The organism is Salinivibrio siamensis, assembly GCF_001996005.1.
Classification (GTDB): domain Bacteria; phylum Pseudomonadota; class Gammaproteobacteria; order Enterobacterales; family Vibrionaceae; genus Salinivibrio; species Salinivibrio siamensis.
On sequence record NZ_MUFB01000038.1, the window covers coordinates 1 to 24,632 of the forward strand.

The window sequence follows — 24,632 nt, forward strand, 5'->3', positions numbered from 1 at the left end:
AGATATGACAAGTAAAAAAGAGAAACACTCATAAATAAGCGTTTCCTTTTATAATGACTGCAAAATAGAATAAATAAGATTTAAACCGCAGTTTATCACTCGCTTTTGGGGTAATTAAATTTAAATTGATATTGATCAAAGACAAGGTTAAACCTTATCGGATTGCGAGGTAAATCTTGGGTTTTCCACTGCCAAGTTAGCGTGATCTTCTCCCCATTTCGGTCTTGCTGATCGCTAATTTCGATCTGCTTACTTCCTTCTTCTTCCCAATAAGCCGAATGTGGCTTTTTGTCTGAAACCACTGAAAAAATTACATTATCTTGTTCTTTACTCCAGGCGAATTCTATGAGCTGCTGAGATTGTGACGTGCCACAAAATCCACGTTCCCCTTCACAGTCTATAATGGTCAATCCAGGTGTATAGACCAGCGTCCTCCAGAAGAAAGCAACCACCAAAAGTGTAAGCATAACGATGATTTGCGCGAGTCGTCCTCGAGTGAGTTTTTCTGCTGCCATGAGTCGCTTTCTCCGTGTTACAGAGGTCAAAGTTTTATAAGAAAGGTAGGTAAGCCGCACTAAGTGTGTGGGTTAGACCCTGTTTTTTAACCAGTATCTACAGTATGATTCTGGTCGAAAATGCCATTTTTACAAAGAAATAGCAACGGAGTGTGCAAAGTGGTTAAAAACCATACGCAACGGGGCGTTTTCTTAAAAATGGTATGTTAACAGGCGAAGCGGAGGCTTCGTCCGTATCAAACGTGAGTGTAGTTAACTAAAAGTGGAAGCATGCAATATGAGCCAAGTTAAGCAGCTTGAACAAGACTACAACTACCGCGTTGTCCGCTTATTTACCCTAACAACGATTTTGTGGGGTATTGTGGGCATGGCTGTAGGTGTACTTATTGCCGCTCAATTAGTGTGGCCTGCACTGAACTTTGATATTCCGTATTTGACGTATAGCCGTCTGCGTCCACTGCATACCAACGCAGTGATTTTCGCTTTCGGTACCAGTGCGTTGTTTGCAACCTCTTATTATGTTGCGCAGCGAACTTGTCAAACACGGTTGTTCGGAGGGAAGTTAGCAGAGTTCACCTTTTGGGGTTGGCAARCCATCATCCTTTCTGCAGCCATCTCGCTGCCAATGGGATACACCACCTCTAAAGAGTACGCTGAACTAGAGTGGCCAATTGATATCGCCATCGCGGTGGTATGGGTCGCATACGCTATCGTGTTCTTTGGCACGCTTATCAAGCGTAAAACGTCACATATTTATGTGGCCAACTGGTTCTTCGGTGCCTTTATTCTGACCATCGCGGTGTTGCACATCGTCAACAGCATGGCAATCCCTGTTTCACCGATGAAGTCTTACTCCATCTATGCTGGCGCAGTTGATGCGATGGTGCAGTGGTGGTACGGACACAACGCGGTTGGCTTCCTGCTGACAGCAGGCTTTTTGKGTATGATGTACTACTTCGTTCCTAAACAAGCGGGTCGCCCTGTTTACTCGTATCGACTCTCCATCGTCCACTTCTGGGCATTGATTTCGCTCTATATCTGGGCGGGTCCTCACCACCTTCATTACACGGCTCTGCCCGATTGGACACAGTCACTGGGGATGGTGATGTCGTTAATCTTGTTTGCACCTTCGTGGGGCGGGATGATTAACGGTATTATGACGTTGTCAGGTGCGTGGCATAAACTTCGCTATGATCCCATCTTGCGCTTCCTTATCGTGTCTTTGTCATTCTATGGCATGTCTACGTTTGAAGGCCCAATGATGTCGATCAAAACAGTTAACGCCTTGTCGCATTATACCGATTGGACAATCGGTCACGTTCATTCTGGTGCACTCGGTTGGGTCGCAATGGTCTCTATCGGCTCTATCTACCACTTGATTCCTAAACTGTTTGGTCAAGAGCGTATGTACTCAGTGTCTTTGGTGAACGTACACTTCTGGCTTGCCACGATTGGTACCGTGCTTTACATCGTTGCTATGTGGATTTCTGGTGTGATGCAGGGTCTGATGTGGCGCGCCGTCAACACTGACGGTACGTTGACATACAGCTTTGTGGAGTCATTGGAAGCCTCCTATCCGTTCTACTTCGTCCGCTTTATCGGCGGTGCGATTTTCCTATCAGGCATGTTCTTGATGGCTTACAACGCATATAAAACGATTCGTGCGCCTGAAGCTAGCTTGAAGTCGCTTGAGCCTGCGGTGTAAGGAGGACGATTAAATGAGTTCAAATCGCCACGAGATAGTAGAAAAAAACACAGGTTTGCTAGCGATTTTGATCATCGTTGCAATCAGCTTTGGTGCATTGGTGGAGATAACGCCATTGATTTACCAAAAGCAAACCACTGAACCGGTAGATAACCTTCGTCCGTATACAGCGTTAGAAATGGAAGGACGTGACATCTACATCCGTGAAGGATGCAACGTGTGTCACAGTCAAATGGTTCGTCCATTCCGTGCTGAAACCGAGCGTTACGGCCACTATGCCGTCGCAGGGGAAAGTGTTTGGGAGCATCCCTTCTTATGGGGCTCTAAACGTACCGGTCCTGACCTCGCCCGAGTTGGGGATCGTTACTCTGACGAATGGCACCGCGTTCACTTAATTAATCCACGTGACGTAGTACCTGAATCGAACATGCCTGGTTTCCCTTGGTTAGCAGAGAACAAGCTGGATGGGGAAACAACGGCCGCGAAGCTGAAAGTATTCCGTGACCAATTTGGTGTGCCATACACCGATGAGGACATCGAGAATGCCAAGGCGGCGGTTGAAGGTAAAACGGAGATAGAAGCGTTGATTGCTTATCTTCAGTCACTAGGTCACGCAATGAAGTAATAAGGAGGGCCTATGGATATCGGCACCTTTCATAGTATCTGGACAGTTGTCCTATTTGTGAGCTTCATTGGGATCGTTGTTTGGGCTTATAGCAAACGTCGCAAAAAGCACTTTGATGAAGCGGCTAACCTGATTTTCGACGATGAGGAGAACAATCAGGATAAGTCCAATAACAAGACAGGAGATAATCGCTAATGAGTACGTTTTGGAGTATCTTCGTAACAGTCATCGTACTCGGCACGATTGCTGGCTGTGCTGCTCTTATCATTTGGACAACCAAAGATAAAATGGGCGTCGCAGAAGGCGATGACATGGGTCACGAGTATGATGGTATTCGTGAACTCAACAACCCACTGCCTAAGTGGTGGTCGTACATGTTTTGGGCGACCTTGGTGTTTGGTTTGGGGTACCTCATCCTCTATCCGGGGCTGGGTAACTTTGCTGGCGTATTAGGTTGGAAAAGTTCGTACCAAGACGTAAGCAGTGTCGAGGAGTCGCGTGAGTTAATGGCAAAAGCGCAAGAAGCGCAGCATATTAACCAATATGCGATGGAGCTCGAGGCAGCTGACAAGGTGTTTGGTGAAGCATTCCGCAAACTGGCGTACCAAGAAGATGGCAAATCATTGCGTCCGATTACCCAAATCGCGCGTAATGAAGAAGCCTTGAAAGTGGGTCAACGTTTGTTTAGCCAAAACTGCGCGGCCTGCCATGGGTCGGATGCGCGCGGTCAGGCTGGATTCCCGAACCTTACGGACGATGCGTGGTTGTATGGTGGTGAGCCTGAAACCATTAAAGCCACCCTTCTCCATGGCCGAAAAGGCAACATGCCGGCTTGGTTAGATACCATGGGTGAAGAAGGCGTTAAAGAAGTCGCCGCTTATGCACTGAGCTTGTCAGGTCGTAAAGTCGATCCGCAAATGGCTGCTAAGGGTAAATCTCGCTTTGTTGTATGTGCCGCATGTCACGGCACGGACGGCAAAGGTAACCCTGCCTTTGGTGCGCCGGATTTAACGGACAATATCTGGCTATATGGTGGCTCTCGCCGCGCCGTTGAGCAAACCATTCGTGGTGGCCGTCAAGGCGTGATGCCCGCGTGGGAAGCTCACCTTGGCGAAGAAAAAATCCAGATACTCTCTGCCTATGTATGGCGCTTGAGTAATCCTGAGGTAGAATAAGCACTTAGGTGTTTTACAGCCCCTGCTTGCAGGGGCTTCTTAAATGTAAATGCTCAAACCGAGGAGCTTCTGATGGTAACACCCTGGTACAAGCAGTTTTGGCCTTGGTTCCTGATTGCCCTTCCCGCTTCTGTTGTCGTCGCGAGTTTGTTAACTGTGACCGTCTTTTCGATGAATTCCGTGTCTCTGGTGGCAGAGGACTATTACAAGAAAGGCAAGGCGATCAATGTTGATCTATCCAAACTGAAAGTCGCGGCCCAGCTGGGTGTTTCAGCGCAATTGTCGTCAAACAACCAGACAATCGCGATAGCACTAGATAAGGGCGATCTCGCGTCATTTCCTGCGCTCAAGGTGCATATTCAGCACCGTACGCTCGAGCGAAAAGATGTGAACGTCATGGTAAACCCAAACCAAGCGGGGATTTATCATATCGATCTTGCTGAGCCAATATCCGGCCCCTGGTTTATCGAAATCACTTCATTTGATAAGCAATGGAAAGTGCACGGTCGTATCAATTTCCCTGTCTCAACTCCCCTAACGTTAACCGGTAAGCAGTAACCATGACCACGCCTTGTTATCACTGTGGTGATCCTGTACTAACAGGAGACACCTACCAAGTAGTGATTTTCGATAAACCCCGCCTTATGTGTTGCCCTGGCTGCCAAGCCGTGGCAACCACGATCGTAGACAGTGGTTTGAGTTCTTATTATCAGTATCGTACAGAGAACGCCGATAAGGCCGACCTCGTCCCCGAAGAGCTCAAATCACTGACGCTATACGATAATCAAGATGTACAACAAGAGTTTGTCCGCGATGTGGCAGACCAAAAAGAGGTGACGTTGTCACTTGACGGTGTCTCCTGCGCTGCATGTGCGTGGCTGATTGAAAAGCAGTTACAACGTACAACAGGCGTCACACATATTCAGGTCAACACCACTACTAACCGCGCCCAGGTGCGTTGGGATGAGAGTGAAACTTCCCTGAGTACAATACTCACACGCATTCATCACCTAGGTTATAAAGCGGCACCTTTTGAGGCTGACAGACAAGAGCAACAATACCATCGCAACATGAAGCAGTACTTATACCGATTGGGGATTGCTGGCTTGGCCACCATGCAGGTCATGATGTTAGCCGTGGCGATGTACTTCGAAGTGTTTGGCGATATGGACGAAACCTTTCGGAATTACTTCCGTTGGATAAGTTTAATCTTCGCGACGCCTGTCTTGCTTTACTCTGCGTTGCCCTTTTACACCAATGCTTGGCGGAACCTTAAGGCACGCACACTGGGAATGGATGTCCCCGTTTCTATTGCCCTGTTATTTGCCTACTTTTCAAGCCTGTACGCGACTGTCACTGGAAAAGGCGAAGTCTTTTTTGAATCGGTGGCAATGTTTACCTTCTTCTTATTGCTCGGGCGTTTTCTGGAAATGCGCGCACGCCGCACGGCAGCAGCAGCCAGCGCCAACTTGTTAAAACTGGTTCCCAAAATGGCGCGCCGCCTTAACGGTGAAGCCGTGCCAGCTAACAGTCTTAAAATAGACGATAACATTCGCGTATTGCCCGGTGAGCCCTTCCCTGCCGATGGACAAATATTGTCTGGCACAACCTCTGTCGATGAAGCCATGTTGACAGGCGAGTCACTACCTCAGACTAAGCAAGTGGGTGATGCCGTTTATGCCGGCACCATGAATGTGGAAGGGAATGTCGATATTTGTGTAACGAGTAATCACAAAGAATCTCTCGTGGCTCATATTGTGCGTTTGCAAGATGAAGCTCAAATGGCAAAACCCAAGGTGGCAGTGTTGGCAGACCATATCGCGCGTTACTTTGTCGCCGCCATCTTAATTATTTCCGCATCGACTTGGCTCTATTGGCATTTTGTTCAACCTGACGATGCCTTTTGGATCATGCTATCCGTGCTTGTTGCGACCTGCCCTTGCGCATTATCACTCGCCACCCCCACGGCCCTGACTTGCTCAACATCGACCTTTGGCCAGCTCGGCATCATGTTACGCCGAGGTCACGTCTTAGAAACCTTAACCAAGGTGAATCGATTGGTGGTTGATAAAACAGGTACACTGACCGAGGGTGAGGTGAAAATTGATTCAGTCCACGTGTTTGCTGCTGACATTAGCGAACAATCGGCCTTGAACATTGCGGCCAGCTTAGAAGGGTTTGCCAATCATCCTATCGCCAACGCGTTCCAATCAAAAGCGACTGAGTCTCTGACAGTCAAAGCGGCGGACAACCATATTGGTCAAGGGGTAAGCGGCGAGATCCATGGCCAGCATTGGCGTATTGGCAAGGCGGCGTTTGCTCTATCCTCGCCTAAAACTCACTATGATTCCTATCCCGTCGTGCTCAGTTGCGAGGGGCAAGTGGTGGCCGCGTTTTCACTGACCGATCCGATTCGTCCCAGTAGCGCACGCTTGATAGCCGCATTTAAACAAGCTGGGATCCAAACCACCATGCTAACCGGTGATCAATCGCGAAATGTTGAACAGGTCGCTAACCAGCTCGGCATTGATTCTGTGACTTCAGGGGTATCTCCTCAAGGAAAATTGGCGTACCTTCAAAGCCTTGATGATGATACCGTGACCCTGATGGTGGGTGATGGCGTCAATGATGCCCCCGTTTTAGCCGGTGCCCACTTGTCGGTTGCGATGGGAGGAGGCACTGATATCGCTAAATCGTCCGCCGATATGGTGTTGCTGAGTGACGATTTGGAAAAACTACTGACCGCCAGGCAGCTTGCCCAGCAAACTCGCCGTATTATCCGCGAAAACTTAATTTGGGCTTTAGGCTACAACATCACCATTCTGCCTTTGGCGGTTATGGGCTATGTCGCCCCTTACATAGCGGTGGTAGGTATGTCAGCAAGCTCAATCATTGTCGTGTCTAACTCGCTGCGCCTACTTAACAAAAAAGAGGATTAGCGTTATGGCTAGTTTGTATATTTTGATCCCCATCGCCATTATGCTGGTTTGCGTGGCGGCCGTCGTGTTTATCTGGGCCGTCAAATCCGATCAATTCGAGGATCTAGAACGACAAGGCTCTTCGATCCTTTTTGATGAAGAAGAACCGGAGAAAGACGCCGGCTCACAATCAAGCCAACCAACCGAACCTCACGCGTCGACGCAAGATGACAAACATTGATTTTATTGGTGCCCTCGTCATTGGCTTGTTGGGGGCGGGCCACTGCCTAGGGATGTGTGGTGGGGTCGCAGCGGCTATGTCGCTTGGCATTCCGCCACAAAAAGCCAAGTGGCCGTATCTTGTCTTGTATAACTTGGGGCGTATCAGCTCGTATACCCTTGCCGGCGCAATGATCGGTGGTACCGTGGCTTCATTGCTTGCTTTGTCTGATTTAACACAGCATCTTGCGGTATTGCGGCTGTTTGCGGCCATTATGATGTTGCTATTGGCAGCCTATATGGCTCAAGTATGGAATGGCCTTAGCTATATTGAACGGCTGGGTAGCAAACTCTGGCGATTTATTTCTCCGCTAACGTCCAAGCTAATGCCACTGCGTTCGCCATTATATGCCTATCCTTTTGGCCTTGTGTGGGGCTGGCTCCCCTGTGGGCTCGTTTACTCCGCGCTGAGTTGGGCCGCCGTTGCTGGCAGCGCATCCGGGGGCGGCCTTGTGATGCTTGGGTTTGGATTAGGGACGCTACCGGCGATGTTAACCGTTGGTGCCCTTGCCGAGCGGATAAAGCCAATTCTTAACAACCACGCACTGCGTTTGATATGTGCCACAATGTTGGCGCTTTATGGTTTTTATACGGCTTACTCCGCCCTCAAACTCCTGATATAAGGTCGACCTGGCACACAATCATGGTGTAATATGTATATTGACGTTTATCAATTTTAGGCAGGTGTATGGTGTCGAATAAGATCATCACTCGGCGGGTTCAGTCAGGCGGCTGCGCAATTCATTGTCAAGATTGCAGTATTAGCCAACTGTGTATTCCCTTTACGTTAAATGAGCAAGAGTTGGATCAACTGGATAGCATCATTGAGCGAAAAAAACCTATTCAGAAAGGCCAAGAACTGTTCAAAGCCGGTGATAATCTACGAGCGCTGTATGCGATTCGTTCAGGTACGGTTAAGACCTACACAATCACAGAACAAGGTGATGAGCAGATAACTGCCTTCCATCTCGCCGGCGATTTGGTAGGCTTTGACGCTATTAACGATAGTGAGCACCCCAGCTTTGCTCAAGCGCTAGAAACGTCAATGATTTGTGAGATCCCCTACGACACACTTGATGACCTCTCTGGGAAAATGCCCAAGCTTCGCCAACAAATCATGCGACTAATGAGCAATGAGATAAAAGGTGATCAGGATATGATTTTGCTGTTATCGAAGAAAACAGCTGAAGAACGTCTGGCCGCTTTCCTTTATAGCCTCTCGAAGCGCTTTGCTCAGCGTGGATTCTCTCCTCGAGAGTTCCGCCTTACCATGACACGAGGTGATATTGGTAACTACCTGGGTCTCACCGTTGAAACTATCAGTCGCTTATTAGGCCGCTTCCAAAAGTCAGAAATATTGGCCGTCAAAGGTAAATACATCACGGTTCTAGACTTAGAAGAGCTTGCACGTCTTGCGGATGAAGAGTGCTTCGTTTAGCGAATAAAAGTAAATAAGTTGTTAATAAATGGCGCTTTATGCGCCATTTCTCTTTTTTGCTCAATGGTGAACAATTTCTTTCGCGTGAACGGACTAAGTAGGTTAAAGTGAAATTAACCGATGCATCTGTGCAAAGGAGGCAGATATGTCTAGGTACACGAACCTGCTCGTCGTCATTGATCCTTCCCAAGAACAACAACCTGCACTTTCACGTGCGGTCACGCTTAGCCAGCGAAGTGATGCAAAGGTTAAGCTCACCCTCTTTCTTGCCATTTATGACTTTTCATACGAAATGACATCTATGCTCTCATCAGATGAGCGGCAAGCAATGCGCCAAGGTGTGATGCACCAGCGTGAAGAATGGATGAATGAGGTTATTCAAACGCACCAAGCTCAAGAATGTGAGATCGAAAAAGTCGTGGTATGGCATAACCGCCCTTACGAAGCGATTGTCGAACGCGTGCTGAGCCACCACCACGATTTGGTGGTTAAAGCGACACACCAGCACGACACACTAGGCTCTGTCATCTTTACGCCCACCGATTGGCACTTGTTACGCAAATGCCCAAGTTCAGTGTTATTAGTTAAAGATCATGGTTGGCCAGATAAAGGCAAGATAGTCGCCTCTGTTCATGTGGCATCTGAAACCGAAACTCACGCTGAGCTCAACGACAAATTGGTCGATGAAGGGAATATCATGAGTGCCATGCTAGGGGCTGAGTTGCACCTGGCTAGCGCCTACCCTGCTACGCCGGTGAATATTACTATCGAGCTGCCTGACTTTGATCCAACATCGTATACCGATACGGTACGAGGTCATCATCTCACCGCAATGAAAGCCTTGCGTCAGCGCCATCACATCGAAGAAACACGCACGCATGTCCAAGAAGGGTTGCCGGAAGATGTTATCCCTAACATTGCCCGGGAGCTGGATGCAGAGCTTGTCATTCTCGGGACCACAGGGCGCACTGGCTTATCCGCGGTGTTCATTGGGAATACCGCAGAGCATATGATTGATCAACTCGACTGTGACTTACTTGCCATCAAACCTGATGGTTACATTAGCCCACTCGACCCTCGCGCTAACGATTAACCTTTCTCATTCCATCATGCAGCAGGCAGTGGCATTCACTGCCTGCGGGTGACTGGCATTTGTGGTCAAAATCCGTATCATACCCGCCATTCATGCACACTGGCAGTGTAATGCGTTTACCTTGCCTGACAACGCGATAGTACTTATGAGCACCGAAGAGCTGAGCAAAGCACAAAAATACGGATTTAATAAACTGCAAAAGCGCATTCGTCGCAACACCGGACAAGCGATTGCCGACTTTAATATGATCGAAGATGGCGACCGCATCATGGTTTGCTTATCAGGCGGCAAAGATAGCTATACCTTGCTTGATATGTTGCAAAGCCTGCAAAAGAGCGCGCCAGTTTCATTCCAACTCATTGCGGTCAACTTAGATCAAAAGCAACCTGGGTTTCCTGAGCACATTTTGCCAGAGTATTTAGAGGGCTTGGGCGTCGAGTACAAAATTGTTGAAGAAGACACTTACTCTATCGTCAAAGAGAAAGTGCCTGAGGGCAAGACAACCTGTTCACTATGCTCGCGACTTCGCCGCGGTATCTTATATCGCACAGCAAAAGAGCTGGGTGCGACCAAAATTGCATTGGGCCATCACCGAGATGACATACTAGAGACCTTGTTCTTGAACATGTTCTATGGCGGCAAGATGAAAGGCATGCCACCGAAGCTCGTCTCTGATAACGGCGAACATGTGGTGATCCGTCCACTGGCCTATTGCCGAGAAAAAGACATTGAGCGTTATTCAGAGCAAAAAGCCTTCCCGATCATTCCGTGTAACCTTTGTGGCTCACAGCCCAACCTACAACGCCAAGTGATCAAAGATATGCTCCGAGATTGGGACAAGCGCTACCCAGGCCGCATTGAGACGATGTTCCGAGCAATGCAAAATATCGTCCCCTCGCATATGGCCGATACCGAGCTGTTTGATTTTAAATCCGTCGCAGCGGGTATGGCGTTTGAGGGGGATGGTGATACCGCATTCGATAAGGAAAACTTTACCGATCCGGCGCCCGTTTCAGAGAGCCCTGTCGAGGTTGACCCCAACTTATCACTCGACGTGGTCAATGTCGGCACATAGTGTTTGAAGCATGACAGAATTGTCGTTGGCCCTAAATGGCCTGCTAATAAAAACGCCCACTTTAAACAGTGGGCGTTTTTTGTCGTTTCAGCCTTCTACATCGTGCGCATTATGTCTTTGAAGCTCAGTGCAGACTTAAAGTCTTTCTCCGTTTATCCGTTTTTCGGCAACCAAGGCGACACCTTGATGGGAGCGTCTGGCAGCGTTAACGTGGCGCTATCGCCAAGATGATTGACATCTATAATGGCTTGRTGAGCATCGATTGGRTATTTTGTTCCCTCACTGCTAGTCACCGSACCAGTYACCGAGGGCGCAAAATGCAAGACGACTCCCTGTGTCTTCGGCATAAACCAAGAAGCAAACATCCCGCCTAAATTTTCCATCATCGTATCCATCTGAGGCAACCAGCCCTGAATCTGCTGGCTGGTTAATTTCTTTCCTACTGGTTGATCAACCAATACCTGGAACGAAATATCGCAGTTACGATCGGCGGGCGTTTCAACAAAGACATCCGGATTCACTTTGCGGAGCTGGTTATCGAGAGGAAGCGGCAGCGCTTGAGAGGCTGGAATATCAAAGGCTTCATAATGCTCTTCCTTGCTCATCCATGCGCGAGAAATCGGGCAAACCTCTCCCGACTCGGCCGAGACCATAAAGTACGCTACACCAATATCAGGGTGCCCTTCTTCCACGTTATGTTTAAGCTGAGTAAATAGCTTGCTATAGCTAAAACGGTATGTATCGGCACTGGCCGGGACACTCACCATTCCCAGCAAAACCAGTACACTGGCTAGTTTTTTCATCAGAACTCCAGTTGCAGGCTCAAAGCGAATCAAGCGTCAAAGGTGTCTTGGTCAGATGACGACGGAGTCGTACTATTCGACGCTCGTTCTTCATTCTCATTTTGTGACACTGTCACCTCTACGCCGACGCCAAACATTTCTCGGTAAATCACACCTTTAACATTGAAGAGAAAGGGTAACGCCCAAACCAAGGCAAAGCCAGCGGTGGCAAAAGAAATGAGAAATAGCACGCCGACAACGGCATAAATGGTTGCCATTTGGAACAATTTCTTGTTTACCGCCCGGAAAGATACGGTGAGAGCTTTAACCGGCGTGAGGCGTTTTTCACAAATCAATAACGGCGACATGGAAAACGCCATCGCAACATAAAGGCTCAGTAATGGAAAAATCATGCTCGCCACACTTTGCAATGTCGCCGACAGGCAGATCACGACCGTCACGGGTAAAGCAAACACGAGCCCTTTTAGTAGATGGCGTGGTTTAGAGCGAAAGCCTATAGCGTGACTCAAGCCCATTAAGCTCGCCCCCGCATATAATGGCGCAATCAGAACCTCGGAAGTAAAATTCGCTAACCACACGGATGAAATCATATCTGTGGTGAGCTCACGTTGACCGACCAATGCCTCAAATAAATGCGACGGCGCCCCCAACAACAACGTCAGCATCAGCATTAATATACCTATTTGAGTCGCGAATAGGCACAAGGTAGCGGGCAAAAACGACCAAAAGTGCTTGAAGGTCTGAGAGAAGGCTTCTTTGATTATCTCAAAAGGATCGAGCCGGTAGCGACCGTTTAGCGCCGTTTCTACCGACCCACCGATATGTAAAGCATTGTTGTATTCTTGTTGACTCATAATCGTTATCTATCATGACTAATGCACCCAGTATATCTGACTGTAACCCATAGCCAAAAATCATTCTGACAAATAAGGAAAAATAACCAGATCAGCTTTGCGTTGACAATGGTCTGGTTTAGGCTGGACACCTTATCGAACAACAGACACCAAAGTGCCAAAACGAGCGAAAAACTGCTTTAACTTCGACTGGCACGCGTCTATTATGCGCCGTCTGTTTTATGGGTACGAATGTACAAGACAATTTGCCAGGTAGAGAGAGAACGAACCATTGAAGCACGCAAATGTATCTCACAAACCGGTTGTCGAGCTCGCGTCACTAACCAAAAGTTTCGACGGCAAAGAAATCATCTCCCGTTTCAACCTAACGGTCAATAACGGAGAATTCCTAACGATCCTTGGCCCTTCAGGCTGTGGCAAAACAACCGTACTGCGTTTGATTGCGGGGCTGGAAGATGCCGACAGTGGTGCTGTCGTTATTGATGGCAAAGATGTCACGACCCTCCCAGCAGAAAAACGCAATGTAAACACTGTCTTTCAAAGCTATGCGCTTTTCCCACATATGACAGTGTTTGAAAACGTCGCATTTGGCCTGCGCATGCAGGGCGTGAATCATCACCATATTGAACCTCGGGTGATGGAAGCGCTGCGAATGGTACAGCTTGACCATTATGCTTCTCGTAAACCTCATCAATTGTCTGGCGGACAGCAGCAACGTATCGCGATTGCACGCGCCGTGGTCAATAAACCGAGCGTGCTCTTGCTGGATGAATCCCTCTCTGCACTCGATTACAAACTGCGTAAACAAATGCAGATGGAGCTTAAACAGCTGCAACGCAAACTGGGGATTACGTTTATCTTCGTTACCCACGACCAAGAAGAAGCCCTGTCGATGTCAGATCGCATTATCGTTATGCGTGATGGCGAAATCGAGCAAGACGGCTCACCGCGTGAGATATATGAAGAGCCTAAGAATTTGTTCGTGGCACGCTTTATCGGTGAAATCAATGTCTTTGATGCCAATGTGATTAAACGCATCGATGACAAACGTATTTGGGCCCGAGTCGAATCACGTGAGTGTGAGGTCTATTGCAAGCTCGATGTCCATCCGGGTGACGCTATCAAGGTATTGCTTCGTCCTGAAGACATCCGCTTGGAAGAAATTCATGGTAATGCCAAGCCCAATGGTATTGTGGGCTACGTCCGCGAGCGAAATTACAAAGGCATGACCCTCGACTCGGTCCTCGAGTTGCCATCAGGGCAAACCGTGATGGTGAGTGAGTTCTTCAATGAAGATGACCCAGACGTCGATCACTCCATCGATCAGAAAGTGGCTCTGACTTGGGTAGAAAGCTGGGAGGTGGTGCTGGCCGATGAAAAAGCTTAATCTGCAAACCGCCATCGTGGGTTTGGTCGTAGGTTGGTTGTTGATCTTTGTTTTTTTACCCAACCTAATGATTATCGCGACCAGTTTTTTAACGCGCGATGACGCCGATCTTGTCGAGATGACCTTCACGCTGAGCAATTATGCGAAACTGCTCGATCCTCTTTATGCGAAAGTAGTCTGGCACTCTTTCTACATGGCGGCCTTGGCAACCCTGATCTGCCTACTCATTGGTTATCCATTTGCGTTTATCATTGCCAAAATGCCTAAAAATACACGCCCTTTGATGCTGTTTCTAGTGATTGTTCCGTTTTGGACCAATTCCTTGATCCGCACGTATGGGCTAAAAATATTTCTTGGTACCCGTGGGCTACTCAATGAAAGCATGATGTGGCTTGGCTTAATAGAGCGCCCCGTTCGCATCATGTACACCGAGTATGCGGTGATGGTTGGCCTTGTCTATATTTTGCTGCCATTTATGATCCTGCCTTTGTACTCGAGCATCGAGAAACTCGATCGCAGCTACCTTGAAGCGGCGCGTGATTTAGGCGCCAACAAATTCCAGTGTTTTATGCGTGTGATCCTGCCATTGACCACACCCGGTATTATTGCTGGCAGTTTGCTGGTCATTCTTCCCGCTCTAGGCATGTTCTACGTCTCGGATTTGCTGGGGGGAGCGAAAAACCTACTGATCGGCAATGTGATTAAGAGCCAGATTTTGAACGTTCGTGATTGGCCATTTGGCTCAGCCGCCAGTATCTCTCTGACGGTGTTAATGGGCCTGTTGCTGTTTGCATATTGGCGTGTGGGTAAGTGGATGAATCGCAAGGAGGCCTTATCATGATCCGGTGGCTAAGGAATAGTTTTCTCTCCTTGGTTTACGCCTTCCTTTACATCCCAATTCTGGTGTTGATCGTTAACTCGTTCAATGCCAGCAAATTTGGCATGAGTTGGAAAGGCTTTACTTGGGAGTGGTATGGGCAGCTGGTCAATAATCATAGCCTGATGCAAGCGGCGGGTAACTCATTAACCATTGCGGTCTTTTCTGCTAGTGCTGCCGCCATTATTGGTAGCTTGACTGCCGTTGCCCTCTTTCGCTACCGCTTTCGCGGTAAACAGTTTGTCAATGGCATGCTTTTTGTGGTGATGATGTCCCCGGACATTGTGATGGCTATTTCGTTATTGGCGCTATTTGTGTTGATGGGCGCGCAACTGGGATTTTTAACCCTACTGCTCTCTCATATTACTTTCTGCCTACCATTCGTGGTCGTCACGGTATACAGTCGCTTAAATGGCTTTGACGTTAAAATGCTTGAAGCCGCGCGTGATTTAGGCGCGAGCGAATGGGTGATCCTCACCAAGATTATTTTGCCACTGGCGGCTCCTGCGGTCGGTGCAGGTTGGCTACTGAGTTTTACCCTTTCGCTGGACGACGTTATCGTTAGCTCATTTGTGACCGGGCCAAGCTATGAAATTTTGCCCTTAAAGATTTATTCGATGGTTAAAGTGGGCGTATCACCCGAAGTGAATGCACTTGCCACTATCATGTTATTGGTGTCGTTAGTGTTGGTCATGTGCTCGCAATGGCTCGCGAAAGACAGGTTAAAGTAACCCTTGCGCTAGGGCTGCTATTCCACCAGCAGCCCTTTTTTCTATCTGTATCCTCTTGCGTTACTGCTCCAGAGCCAGAATCTCCTCCACCAGCTTCGGCACGAGCGTGCTCGCCTTCCCGTAACGCCGTTCATTAAATTCACTTTCCACAGCGCTGGGCTCCAAGTTTATTTCAATAGTGTGCGCACCATGCATCGCCGCTTCGTGCACAAACCCCGCCGCTGGATACACCGCCCCAGAGGTGCCAATAGAAACAAACAGATCCGCTTGATTGAGTGCATCATGAATTTGCCCCATTCCCAGAGGCATCTCTCCGAACCACACCACGTGTGGCCTCAACGGTGCGGGCATCTGGCAACAATGGCAGTGATCGGACACCTGGATATCACCCGTCCAATCGATGGTTTGCTGCGAGTGGCTACAACGCGCCTTTAACAGCTCACCATGCATATGAATGATATTGTGCGTGCCGGCGCGCTCGTGGAGATTATCAATGTTTTGGGTCACAACGAGCACACTGGCCTCGGTTTCCTGCTCTAGGCGTGCCAGTGCCTCATGGGCCGGATTGGGGATGATCTCTCCTTGTAACTGCCGCCGACGATCATTATAAAACTGTTGAACAAGGGTCGGGTTTCTCTCAAAGCCCTCAGGCGTTGCAACGTCTTCAATATGATGCTCTTCCCAAAGGCCATCTTGATCTCGAAAGGTTCTAATCCCTGACTCTGCAGATATTCCCGCGCCTGTCAAAACTACGATGTGTCGATAAGGGAATGCCATACGCCGTTCCTATGCAAGTGACCTGTTTATTTATTTTATAACACTCTCACGCTTACCATTGAAGTAGTAAGGGTTTAGACCGTAGTCGTTGACTCTAATCACAAAAAGATAATGCAACGACTGGCTAGACCAATGCCGCGCTTCGCTTGGGTTACAATGTCGGCTTATTTCTCGCATCTGTTACCCATTATGAAACTAGAACACTATTACACCGAGCAAGATGGCAAACTGATTTTTACTCGCCAGCAAGCAAGTGACTTTGCTAAACGTATCGCTGGCGACTTTAACCCGATTCATGACACAGACGCTTCACGGTTCTGTGTGCCCGGGGATTTGCTGCTTTCTATCTTATTGGCCAAAACAGGGATCAGCGAGCAAATCGAGATTCAGTTCAATGGCATGATCAGTGCCAACACGCCCTTGTCGATTATCGAAACAGACGATGGCGTTACCGTCGTCGACGATAATCAAAAGCTTTATCTCACCATGACACGCCATGGACAGACACGTCACGATAAAGCATTAGCAACAGAGATCGCCGAGCACTACGTGCAGTTTTCCGGTAAGAACTTCCCGCATATCATGGTGCCGCTAATGCGGGAGCAACAAATGATGATCAACACTGAACGTCCACTCGTCATGTACGAGAAAATGAGCTTGGCGTTTGATGATCTCTCAATCAACTCTGCCGATGTCACTTTATCGGATTCGGTGATGCAAGTGAGCGGCAAACGCGGAAAAGTCGATCTTGCTTTTGATTTTATTGTCGATGGGCGGCGTGTGGGACACGGATGCAAAACGATGGTTGCCAGTGGTTTGCGCCCCTACTGCGAAGAGGCCATTCAAAACCTAGTAGAGCGTTTTAATGCCAGAAAACAGGCCTACTGCGCTACGCCCGCCACGGAGTAATTTTCTTCCCTGAAGCCTTTGGCTCTGATCTATAGTTAAATCAGAGCCAACGCTGAAGGAAGTTGTTATGGAATCCAATAGCTTGGTCGAGCTTATCGATCGTCTCCCGAAAATCCCCAAAGTCGTGCAAGAGTTGATTGAGTTGGTCAACAGCCATGACGCTGAGCTTAATCAAATCGCCGAAAAAATCGCCTACGACCAGGTCATTTCCGCGCGAGTGCTTCGCTTGTCTAATTCAGCCTATTTTGGCCGCGCCCGAAACGTGGGCTCTGTCAACGAGGCCGTTATCCGGCTAGGTCTAGGCCCTGTGAGAACTCTGGTGGTGTCTAGTGCACTGATGAGTGCCTTTGACGTCGATGACGAAGTGGATATGGATGCGTTTTGGCAACACACTTTCGAAATTGCAACCTTGAGTAAAGCCTTAGCAAACGCATTAAGAATGGACGGTAACGAAGCATTTACCGCCGGCATGCTCCATAATCTCGGTGAGCTGCTGATCATGACCACCGCTTACGACAAGCTGGACCGTATCAATCTGCACATGGAGGCGGGTAAGCCCAAGCAAGAAGCCCAGCAGCTTATTTTGGGGATCACCAGCGCCGAGTTAGGTGGAGAGCTCGCACAAACTTGGAACTTTCCCCAGCGCTTAAGCGATGCAATTCGTTATCAGTTTTCGCCCGTACACGATGAGCAGTTTTCGCCATTGGCGGGCATACTTCGCTTAGCCAACAAAATTGACGCCGCTTGGGGCGAGTTTGTTACCACCGACTCTAAGCTTGATTGGCTCGACCTGCAGCTCGAGTACAACATTCTCGGTTTGCCTAAAACCGTGGTCGCTAATATCGACGATGTCATTGGCTCAGGGCGTGAAATGGCCAGAATGCTTAAATAACAATGGCGTCTCTATCACCACGTGGGCGCAGTATATGAACCACGTGGTGCTTTCTAAAAGCAATGCTGAATCGCAAGGTATTTATTGCGGATGTGCTCTATCAGCAAACGTACTTTTTTAGGCGGCTGGCGAGTGAATGGGTATACCGCATAAATCCCGAGTTTTTTGCCCACTTGGTCAGGAAAAAGATCAACCAATACGCCCTGCATCAAATCGTCATACACCAAACAACGCGGTACATACGCGATGCCATGGCCACTTAGCGCACCTTGTCGTAGGGCGATGGGGTTATCGGTCGAAAAGTTGCCGGCCACTTTAATCACTTGGTTTTTATGCTCGCCTTTAAACTCCCAGTCACTGGCTCCCGTGGTTTGGTAGGCATATTGCAGACAATTATGCTGTTTTAACTCGATAGGATGTTGTGGCCGCCCATGACGCGCAATATAGCTGGGCGCCGCACATACCACCCATTGTGAGTCGATAATATGGCGAGCAATTAAGCTAGAGTCCTCGAGGTAGCCGGTGCGGATAACCAGATCAAACCCCTCATCAATTAAATCAACAAAGCGATTGTCCAACGACATATCGATATTGAGACCAGGGTATTGCCCACAAAACGCCGCCACCGCTTCGGCCAACAACAGTTCCCCAGAAATGGTCGGCACTGAAATTTTTATTTGGCCCGTTATCGCCTCCCCAAACCCTGCGACCGCATCAAAGGCTTCATCAGCGGCCTGCTTCACATTTTTTGCACCTTGATACAAGGTACGTCCGGCATCAGTCAGTGTCAGCTTACGCGTGGTGCGATACAAAAGCTGCACTCCCAACCCCTCTTCGAGCTTTTTAATCCGCTTGCTAACTACGGAATTTGTCAGGGAATTTATTTCCGCTACCTTGCTAAAAGAGCCTAATTCGGCGACTTGAGCAAAGAGGACAAGATCATCTGTTTTCGGCATATTATGTCAATTATGGAAGTAATTATTTTCATTATTTCCATATATCAGAAAAATGCAAACGCGTAATGTCACATACGGTTAACATCGAGTCACCGAGCTGTCAGCAAAATAACAACACATTGGTGACTTGTTTATTCAACGTGATTCAACGGAAGAGACACCTAATAAGGAACCCTTATGACAGATACCCTATACGCCCTCGTCGCGTTCTCACCCATCGTGGTCGCGGCTATCTTACTGGTCGGCTTAAATTGGCCAGCCAAGAAGGCGATGCCCGTTGCCTTTATCATGACAGTCTTAATCGCACTCTTCCAGTGGCAGATGAGTGCGGCACGCGTATCGGCCTCCATCGCACAAGGTTTAATCATTACAGCAGCCGTACTTTGGATCGTGTTTGGTGCCATCCTTTTGCTCAACACCTTAAAGCACACTGGCGCGATTACCGTAATTCGCAACGGCTTTACCACCATCTCCGATGACAGGCGTATTCAGGCCATCATCATTGCATGGTGCTTTGGCTCGTTCATTGAAGGGGCATCAGGCTTCGGCACCCCCGCTGCCATTGCGGCGCCGTTATTGGTCGCCATCGGCTTCCCTGCTCTCGCCGCGGTTGTGGTGGGGATGATGATTCAATCTACGCCTGTCTCCTTCGGCGCAGTGGGCACACCTATTATCGTGGGCGTAAACAAAGGGTTAGACAGCCATGCAATTGGGCAAACACTCACCGCCAATGGCAGTGATTGGGCAACCTACCTGCAGTCTATTACCACGCAAGTGTCGTTTATTCACGCGGTGATTGGCACACTGATGCCTTTGCTAATGGCAATGATGTTGACCCGATTTTTCGGCAAGAACAAGAGCTGGAAAGAAGGCTTAGAGGTGGCGCCGTTTGCGATTTTCGCCGGGTTAGCATTCACCGTTCCTTATGCCCTCACTGGCTGGTTGTTAGGACCTGAATTCCCTTCATTGCTCGGAGGTCTAGCAGGGATTGTGTTTGTGACCACCGCGGCACGTAAAGGCTTTCTAGTGCCGAAAAACCAGTGGGACTTTGATGACGAGTCGACGTGGCCAACCCATTGGCTGGGCTCGCTGAAGATGGATCTTAAGGTTCAAGAAAAGCCGATGAGCATGGCCATGGCCTGGACCCCTTATATTTTGTTGGCGGTTTTCTTGGTGATCAGCCGCGTTAGCCCGACGGTCAAGACGGCACTGACCGATGTCAGCCTCGGTTTCTCCTCTTTGTTTGGTGAAACAGGGGTCAACGCCGCCATTCAGCCACTTTATCTACCGGGCGGTATCCTTGCGTTCGTGGCTTTATTAGCCGTGTTGCTGCAAGCGCGTCAATTGTCACCGCTGGTAACGGCTGCGCGTGAATCGAGTAAAACACTGATTGGCGCAGGATTTGTCTTGGTGTTTACCATTCCCATGGTACGGATTTTTATTAACTCAGGCGTTAATGGTGCTGATTTGGTGAGTATGCCAGTCATGACCGCACGCTTTGCGGCCGATTTAGTGGGGAATGGCTTCCCAGCGTTAAGCGCCACCATTGGGGCGTTGGGCGCTTTTATTGCTGGCTCCAATACGGTGTCCAATATGATGTTTAGCCAGTTTCAGTTTGAAGTGGCACAAACGTTAGGCGCATCGACCGTGGTGGTAATTGCCCTGCAAGCCGTTGGTGCCGCAGCTGGCAACATGATCGCCATCCATAATGTGGTCGCAGCATCCGCGACGGTAGGCTTACTCGGCCGTGAGGGCGTGACGCTGCGGAAAACCGTCTTACCCACCATTTACTATCTGATTGCCGCGGCGGTTATTGGCTTGGTGTTAATCAATGTATTGCAATTTGCCGATGTCCTCTCCGGGGCGTAATCTTACATGTTATTGGCCGAGCTACCTCTCGGCCTTTCTCTCCACAAGCGGGCCAGCTAGGCTGACCCCAGCCTTTGTCGTAACGTAAAGGAAAGGAACGCTTATGAATACCCCATCACGTTTGTCGTCATCACAGCAACAAGCATTTATTTCGACCTTGACCGACATCGTGGGCGAAAACAACGTACTCACTAAGACAAGCCAGACCCAGCATTATCGTACTGGCTTTCGCTCGGGAGGCGGCCCTGCGCTGGCGGTTATTTTTCCCACCTCTTTGGTGATGCAATGGCGAGTGCTCCAAGCATGTGTCGACGCGGATGTGGTGATGATCATGCAAGCCGCGAATACGGGCTTAACCGAAGGCTCAACTCCCAAAGGCAGCGACTACGACCGTGATGTGGTAATTATCAACACTACACGCCTAGACGGATTACAGCTTCTCGATAACGGTAAGCAGGTACTGAGTTTTCCCGGAACAACATTGCACCAGTTAGAGCAGACGCTCAGGCCTCTTAAGCGCGCGCCGCATTCTGTCATCGGTTCGTCGTGCATTGGCGCATCGATTGTCGGTGGTGTGGCCAATAATTCCGGTGGTGCATTGATCAAACGCGGCCCAGCTTATACCGAGTATTCTTTGTTCGCACAGTTGAACCAACATGGTGAACTGACGCTGGTTAATCATTTGGGCATTGCCCTAGGTGATGACCCAGAAGCTATTCTATCGCGCGTTGAGCATGGTGATTACACCGCCGATGATATTACCTATGACGAGCGCAAGGCGTCTGCTGATGACTACGAGCAAATCTTGCGTGATGTCGATGCTGACAGCCCCGCGCGCTATAACGCCGACAAACATCGCTTACATGAAGTGAGCGGCTGTGCGGGGAAACTTGCCGTATTTGCCGTGCGCCTTGATACTTACCCGATACCTGAGCGCGAGCAAGTTTTTTACATTGGCACCAACAACCCAGATGTGCTTAATACTCTGCGCCGCCGTGTTCTGAGCGAACTCTCTCACTTGCCAGAGGTGGCTGAGTATATGCATCGTGACGCCTTTGATATCGCCGAGCGTTACGGAAAAGATGTGTTTTTAGCGATTGGTCGACTGGGAACAGATGCAATCCCGAAAATGTTTGCCTTGAAAGCAAAAATAACCGCCTGGCTAGACAGTGTTCCCCTACTGCCAAAAGCACTGCCAGACAAAGTGATGCAATACGCTAGTCAGCTTTTTCCCCAACACTTACCCAAACGTATGCTCACATTTCGCGATAGGTTTGAACACCATCTAATATTCAAAGCCTCAGATGAAGGGATAGAAGAAGCCTCGGCGTTTCTGAGCCGCTTTTTCACCGAACACGCAGACAGTGATTACTTTGCCTGTAGTGAGGATGAAGCGAAAAAAGCCATGCTTCACCGCTTTGCGGCAGCCGGTGCGGCGATTCGCTACCACACCATGCACAGCGGTGATGTGGAAGACATTCTCGCGCTAGATATTGCGCTTAAGCGCAACGAGACCGAGTGGGAAGAGCACCTGCCCATCGAGATAGAACAAGAGATGGTCGCCAAGCTTTATTACGGGCACTTTTTCTGCCACGTCTTCCATCAAGACTATGTGGTGAGAAAAGGTGCGGATGTGAGTGCGATTAAGGCGAAAATGCTGGCGCTACTCAATGAACGAGGCGCTAAGTATCCTGCCGAGCATAACGTAGGTCACCTCTATGCGGCGGAGCCGGACTTAGCTAACTTTTATCACCAGTTAGATCCTACCAATAGTTTTAACCCAGGGATCGGTAAAACGGGGAAACAAAAATACAGCGCTGATTGCCAGTGCTTGGACCATCAATTGCGCCAACAGACAGGTGCTTCCTCCTCTTCCGTCACTCAGGCGCATTCGTGAGCGCTAATCGTTAACGGGGAGCGGCAACACCGCCAACGGTGAGTATCACTCTCCGTTGGCGGAGGTTTCATTACAGGGACGGCTTCTCGCGAATAAAACGCGCAAAACGTGGAATGCCTTTTTGGGTGACACCGTTATGGCGCACCAAGATAGTACTACCAACCTGTGGCGGATCAGCCCGCTGCGCATCACTAAAGCCAGATCCCACGCTAAACTCGGTGCCGTCAGCCAGGCGTACCACCAGAGAGCCCATTAAGCCTTGTAACCGCCCTTTGCCAGGATTCATCCCTACCACAGTCACATCTTTTTCTTGGTAGGTTTTCAACTTAACGACGCTTTCTACCCGCTGGCCTACATACACACTATCAGGATGATGCAGCATCAAGCCCTCACCGCCTGCTTCATCGATGGTAGCCAACCTATCCTTAAGTGCTTCATTGCTCGTCACAGGCTTCTGTGGGACATACGCTAAGTGCGGCGATGCTGTCTTAGATACGATCTGTTTTAACGCTGTATAGCGGGTTGAGAATTGGCCAGGATGATCGGGCATATCAAACGCATAAAAGCGAATACGCTGCCACGCATCTTCATCCGGCGTATCATCAAGCACAGTGCGTAGTACGGCTTGAAACTCTCCTCGTCCTGCCCATAACTCGCCATCTAAAGGTGTCTGGGGAAGCGATTGGATAAACGCTTCAGGGGCGTGAATAGGATTGCCTTGCCGCGTCAATAATCGAGATCCTGTCCAGTAAGCACGKATCCCATCGAGCTTTTCACTGGCCCAATAACCACGATAGTCTTGTTCGGCAATCTGTCCGTCAATACCATGCATCAACGCTGGCGCCGACGGTGCAGCATCAGCATCACTGGTAGGAAACAGGGTAAATACGGAGAGTAAGCATAGAGTAAAAGGATTTAGGCGAGCCATTGCATTCCTCCTTAGTGGTAAGGAGCATACGCTAGCGCGATAGAAGGCGTATCAACATGCCTTTATTTTTTCTTGGTAGAGAACGCGTGTTCACGGTGAACAATGCGCAGGTGTTACATCGTCCACCGTGAAATGACTCGTGAAAGTCCGTCCGCTATGAAATCTTTGATCATCAAGCTTGGCTGGCAAACGCATAGATAAAAGTGCCGTTTTTTATCGCATCAATCACGCGGGTCGATAAATAGCTAGGTAGCGCTGGGCAGCCCCAACTTCGACCGAGTTGGCCACTTTGTTTGATCACGTTCGGATGGGCATAATCGGCACCGTGAATAACAATCGCTCTTTCACGTGCATTGTCATTTAACCCCTTTGACAAACCATCGAGGCGTAATGAATAGCCATGTTTGCCATGGTAGGTTTCAGCAGCACGATAGACCCCCAATGATGTTTTTAGCGAGTTGATTCTGTTAGAAAACTGCTTTGCATATAAAGCGCCGCTATTTTTGCCATGAGAGACATAAGAGCGAAATAGCATTTGGCGTTTTTTCACATTGATCACCCAAAACCGCTTTTCTGACGACGGTTTTCCGTAATCAATCAGTGTCATCACCGGCTTGCTACTTGGGTTGTGCTTAAAATGGCGATACGCATCAGAAAAGGCTTGGTACGACACCTCCCCAGCGAGATTGAGTGATTGATATAATCCACTGACCTCATCTTTAAAACTGGCCCAAACCGAGGTTGGCATGCTTAGCGCCAATACATACAAAACCACCCGATACCAAGGGGCCACATCTGCTTGTTTCATTTTTTGCTCCTTTCTTGCCACGGCAACACGCACCACCGAGCTGTCTGTCGTTCGTATTGACAAAAACAAAAACCGTGCCATGTGACACGGTTTTGATTATTTATTGATATTTATATAAATT

General features: G+C 49.0%; 25 protein-coding genes. 18 read left to right on the forward strand and 7 right to left on the reverse strand.

All coding sequences use genetic code 11. From position 1 onward, the window contains the following. Positions 1–95: 95 nt before the first annotated feature. The gene (locus tag BZG73_RS14710; RefSeq protein ID WP_077668698.1) at positions 96–515 is read right to left on the reverse strand and encodes a hypothetical protein; all 420 of its coding nucleotides are present in this window, start codon (positions 513–515) and stop codon (positions 96–98) included. 277 nt (positions 516–792) lie between these two features. Between BZG73_RS14710 and ccoN the strand changes: the two genes are divergently transcribed. From ccoN to ttcA, 11 genes are all read left to right on the forward strand, one after another. Continuing rightward, on the forward strand, positions 793–2,220 hold the full coding sequence (gene ccoN / locus BZG73_RS14715; protein WP_077668699.1) for a cytochrome-c oxidase, cbb3-type subunit I: 1,428 nt from the start codon (positions 793–795) through the stop codon (positions 2,218–2,220). Positions 2,221–2,233: 13 nt separating this feature from the next. Continuing rightward, a complete protein-coding gene (ccoO, locus tag BZG73_RS14720) occupies positions 2,234–2,845 on the forward strand; it encodes a cytochrome-c oxidase, cbb3-type subunit II (RefSeq protein WP_046073230.1) in 612 nt (203 codons plus the stop codon). A gap of 12 nt (positions 2,846–2,857) precedes the next feature. Next, a complete protein-coding gene (locus BZG73_RS14725) occupies positions 2,858–3,040 on the forward strand; it encodes a CcoQ/FixQ family Cbb3-type cytochrome c oxidase assembly chaperone (RefSeq protein WP_046073231.1) in 183 nt (60 codons plus the stop codon). Next, positions 3,040–4,020: a cytochrome-c oxidase, cbb3-type subunit III gene (gene ccoP, locus BZG73_RS14730; RefSeq protein ID WP_046073232.1), complete on the forward strand. Its 981-nt coding sequence runs from the start codon at positions 3,040–3,042 to the stop codon at positions 4,018–4,020. The genes BZG73_RS14725 and ccoP overlap by 1 nt, the downstream gene beginning before the upstream one ends. A 72-nt stretch (positions 4,021–4,092) precedes the next feature. Next, positions 4,093–4,578: a FixH family protein gene (locus BZG73_RS14735; protein WP_077668700.1), complete on the forward strand. Its 486-nt coding sequence runs from the start codon at positions 4,093–4,095 to the stop codon at positions 4,576–4,578. A gap of 2 nt (positions 4,579–4,580) precedes the next feature. Next, positions 4,581–6,959: a heavy metal translocating P-type ATPase gene (locus BZG73_RS14740; RefSeq protein ID WP_077668701.1), complete on the forward strand. Its 2,379-nt coding sequence runs from the start codon at positions 4,581–4,583 to the stop codon at positions 6,957–6,959. 4 nt (positions 6,960–6,963) lie between these two features. Then, positions 6,964–7,179 carry a cbb3-type cytochrome oxidase assembly protein CcoS gene (gene ccoS, locus BZG73_RS14745; RefSeq protein ID WP_046073235.1) on the forward strand — a complete coding sequence of 72 codons (216 nt, stop codon included), beginning with the start codon at positions 6,964–6,966 and terminating at the stop codon, positions 7,177–7,179. Then, positions 7,166–7,840 carry a sulfite exporter TauE/SafE family protein gene (locus BZG73_RS14750; protein ID WP_046073236.1) on the forward strand — a complete coding sequence of 225 codons (675 nt, stop codon included), beginning with the start codon at positions 7,166–7,168 and terminating at the stop codon, positions 7,838–7,840. Before ccoS ends, BZG73_RS14750 begins: the two co-directional genes overlap by 14 nt. 65 nt (positions 7,841–7,905) lie before the next feature. Further along, complete coding sequence (locus BZG73_RS14755; RefSeq protein WP_046073237.1) at positions 7,906–8,655, forward strand: FNR family transcription factor; 750 nt, start codon at positions 7,906–7,908, stop codon at positions 8,653–8,655. 145 nt (positions 8,656–8,800) lie between these two features. Then, on the forward strand, positions 8,801–9,748 hold the full coding sequence (gene uspE / locus BZG73_RS14760) for a universal stress protein UspE (RefSeq protein ID WP_077668702.1): 948 nt from the start codon (positions 8,801–8,803) through the stop codon (positions 9,746–9,748). Between the two features lie 145 nt (positions 9,749–9,893). Then, positions 9,894–10,823, forward strand: a complete 930-nt coding sequence (gene ttcA / locus BZG73_RS14765; protein ID WP_046073239.1) for a tRNA 2-thiocytidine(32) synthetase TtcA — start codon at positions 9,894–9,896, stop codon at positions 10,821–10,823. 152 nt (positions 10,824–10,975) lie between these two features. Here ttcA and BZG73_RS14770 read toward each other — a convergent pair whose 3' ends face one another. After that, on the reverse strand, positions 10,976–11,626 hold the full coding sequence (locus BZG73_RS14770; RefSeq protein ID WP_077668703.1) for a DUF2987 domain-containing protein: 651 nt from the start codon (positions 11,624–11,626) through the stop codon (positions 10,976–10,978). 29 nt (positions 11,627–11,655) lie between these two features. Then, positions 11,656–12,480 carry a DUF2189 domain-containing protein gene (locus BZG73_RS14775; protein WP_046073241.1) on the reverse strand — a complete coding sequence of 275 codons (825 nt, stop codon included), beginning with the start codon at positions 12,478–12,480 and terminating at the stop codon, positions 11,656–11,658. 271 nt (positions 12,481–12,751) lie between these two features. Here BZG73_RS14775 and potA point away from each other — a divergent pair, with 271 nt between their 5' ends. Genes potA through potC form a run of 3 tightly spaced genes read left to right on the forward strand, consistent with a single transcriptional unit; the run spans position 12,752 to position 15,475 of the window. Further along, complete coding sequence (gene potA / locus BZG73_RS14780) at positions 12,752–13,867, forward strand: spermidine/putrescine ABC transporter ATP-binding protein PotA (RefSeq protein ID WP_046073242.1); 1,116 nt, start codon at positions 12,752–12,754, stop codon at positions 13,865–13,867. Then, the gene (gene potB / locus BZG73_RS14785) at positions 13,854–14,708 is read left to right on the forward strand and encodes a spermidine/putrescine ABC transporter permease PotB (RefSeq protein ID WP_046073243.1); all 855 of its coding nucleotides are present in this window, start codon (positions 13,854–13,856) and stop codon (positions 14,706–14,708) included. Before potA ends, potB begins: the two co-directional genes overlap by 14 nt. Further along, positions 14,705–15,475, forward strand: a complete 771-nt coding sequence (potC, locus tag BZG73_RS14790; protein WP_046073244.1) for a spermidine/putrescine ABC transporter permease PotC — start codon at positions 14,705–14,707, stop codon at positions 15,473–15,475. The genes potB and potC overlap by 4 nt, the downstream gene beginning before the upstream one ends. Positions 15,476–15,535: 60 nt before the next feature. Here the strand turns inward: potC and cobB are convergent, their stop codons facing one another. Continuing rightward, a complete protein-coding gene (gene cobB / locus BZG73_RS14795) occupies positions 15,536–16,252 on the reverse strand; it encodes a Sir2 family NAD+-dependent deacetylase (RefSeq protein ID WP_046073245.1) in 717 nt (238 codons plus the stop codon). Between the two features lie 189 nt (positions 16,253–16,441). Between cobB and BZG73_RS14800 the strand changes: the two genes are divergently transcribed. Next, entirely contained in the window at positions 16,442–17,161 is a 720-nt protein-coding gene (locus tag BZG73_RS14800; RefSeq protein WP_077668709.1) for a DUF3581 family protein, read from the forward strand. A 67-nt stretch (positions 17,162–17,228) separates the two neighbouring features. Then, positions 17,229–18,053 (forward strand): HDOD domain-containing protein, encoded by an 825-nt coding sequence (locus BZG73_RS14805; protein ID WP_077668704.1) that lies wholly within the window; start codon positions 17,229–17,231, stop codon positions 18,051–18,053. A gap of 53 nt (positions 18,054–18,106) precedes the next feature. On the opposite strand, the gene BZG73_RS14810 is transcribed toward BZG73_RS14805, so the two are convergent. Further along, complete coding sequence (locus BZG73_RS14810) at positions 18,107–19,009, reverse strand: LysR family transcriptional regulator (protein WP_046073247.1); 903 nt, start codon at positions 19,007–19,009, stop codon at positions 18,107–18,109. A 177-nt stretch (positions 19,010–19,186) separates the two neighbouring features. On the opposite strand from BZG73_RS14810, the gene BZG73_RS14815 reads away from it, so the two are divergent. Both BZG73_RS14815 and dld read left to right on the forward strand, forming a co-directional pair. After that, positions 19,187–20,878 carry an L-lactate permease gene (locus BZG73_RS14815; RefSeq protein ID WP_077668705.1) on the forward strand — a complete coding sequence of 564 codons (1,692 nt, stop codon included), beginning with the start codon at positions 19,187–19,189 and terminating at the stop codon, positions 20,876–20,878. Between the two features lie 103 nt (positions 20,879–20,981). Then, positions 20,982–22,775, forward strand: coding sequence for a D-lactate dehydrogenase (gene dld, locus BZG73_RS14820; protein WP_077668706.1), 1,794 nt, complete (start codon positions 20,982–20,984; stop codon positions 22,773–22,775). A 70-nt stretch (positions 22,776–22,845) separates the two neighbouring features. Here the strand turns inward: dld and BZG73_RS14825 are convergent, their stop codons facing one another. After that, entirely contained in the window at positions 22,846–23,703 is an 858-nt protein-coding gene (locus BZG73_RS14825; RefSeq protein WP_077668707.1) for a DNA ligase, read from the reverse strand. Between the two features lie 172 nt (positions 23,704–23,875). Further along, positions 23,876–24,511 (reverse strand): murein L,D-transpeptidase catalytic domain family protein, encoded by a 636-nt coding sequence (locus BZG73_RS14830; protein WP_077668708.1) that lies wholly within the window; start codon positions 24,509–24,511, stop codon positions 23,876–23,878. Positions 24,512–24,632: the final 121 nt, after the last annotated feature.

What these genes read in the sequence shown, in the direction of transcription:
- BZG73_RS14805 (WP_077668704.1), top strand. Translation starts at nt 17,229, where the DNA reads ATGGAATCCAATAGCTTGGTCGAGCTTATCGATCGTCTCCCGAAAATC.
- BZG73_RS14815 (WP_077668705.1), top strand. Translation starts at nt 19,187, where the DNA reads ATGACAGATACCCTATACGCCCTCGTCGCGTTCTCACCCATCGTGGTC.
- potC (WP_046073244.1), top strand. Translation starts at nt 14,705, where the DNA reads ATGATCCGGTGGCTAAGGAATAGTTTTCTCTCCTTGGTTTACGCCTTC.
- cobB (WP_046073245.1), bottom strand. Translation starts at nt 16,252, where the DNA reads ATGGCATTCCCTTATCGACACATCGTAGTTTTGACAGGCGCGGGAATA.
- ccoS (WP_046073235.1), top strand. Translation starts at nt 6,964, where the DNA reads ATGGCTAGTTTGTATATTTTGATCCCCATCGCCATTATGCTGGTTTGC.
- BZG73_RS14800 (WP_077668709.1), top strand. Translation starts at nt 16,442, where the DNA reads ATGAAACTAGAACACTATTACACCGAGCAAGATGGCAAACTGATTTTT.
- BZG73_RS14775 (WP_046073241.1), bottom strand. Translation starts at nt 12,480, where the DNA reads ATGAGTCAACAAGAATACAACAATGCTTTACATATCGGTGGGTCGGTA.
- BZG73_RS14740 (WP_077668701.1), top strand. Translation starts at nt 4,581, where the DNA reads ATGACCACGCCTTGTTATCACTGTGGTGATCCTGTACTAACAGGAGAC.
- potB (WP_046073243.1), top strand. Translation starts at nt 13,854, where the DNA reads ATGAAAAAGCTTAATCTGCAAACCGCCATCGTGGGTTTGGTCGTAGGT.
- uspE (WP_077668702.1), top strand. Translation starts at nt 8,801, where the DNA reads ATGTCTAGGTACACGAACCTGCTCGTCGTCATTGATCCTTCCCAAGAA.
- ccoP (WP_046073232.1), top strand. Translation starts at nt 3,040, where the DNA reads ATGAGTACGTTTTGGAGTATCTTCGTAACAGTCATCGTACTCGGCACG.
- BZG73_RS14830 (WP_077668708.1), bottom strand. Translation starts at nt 24,511, where the DNA reads ATGAAACAAGCAGATGTGGCCCCTTGGTATCGGGTGGTTTTGTATGTA.
- ttcA (WP_046073239.1), top strand. Translation starts at nt 9,894, where the DNA reads ATGAGCACCGAAGAGCTGAGCAAAGCACAAAAATACGGATTTAATAAA.
- BZG73_RS14750 (WP_046073236.1), top strand. Translation starts at nt 7,166, where the DNA reads ATGACAAACATTGATTTTATTGGTGCCCTCGTCATTGGCTTGTTGGGG.
- BZG73_RS14735 (WP_077668700.1), top strand. Translation starts at nt 4,093, where the DNA reads ATGGTAACACCCTGGTACAAGCAGTTTTGGCCTTGGTTCCTGATTGCC.
- ccoO (WP_046073230.1), top strand. Translation starts at nt 2,234, where the DNA reads ATGAGTTCAAATCGCCACGAGATAGTAGAAAAAAACACAGGTTTGCTA.
- dld (WP_077668706.1), top strand. Translation starts at nt 20,982, where the DNA reads ATGAATACCCCATCACGTTTGTCGTCATCACAGCAACAAGCATTTATT.
- BZG73_RS14755 (WP_046073237.1), top strand. Translation starts at nt 7,906, where the DNA reads ATGGTGTCGAATAAGATCATCACTCGGCGGGTTCAGTCAGGCGGCTGC.
- BZG73_RS14810 (WP_046073247.1), bottom strand. Translation starts at nt 19,009, where the DNA reads ATGCCGAAAACAGATGATCTTGTCCTCTTTGCTCAAGTCGCCGAATTA.
- BZG73_RS14725 (WP_046073231.1), top strand. Translation starts at nt 2,858, where the DNA reads ATGGATATCGGCACCTTTCATAGTATCTGGACAGTTGTCCTATTTGTG.
- BZG73_RS14710 (WP_077668698.1), bottom strand. Translation starts at nt 515, where the DNA reads ATGGCAGCAGAAAAACTCACTCGAGGACGACTCGCGCAAATCATCGTT.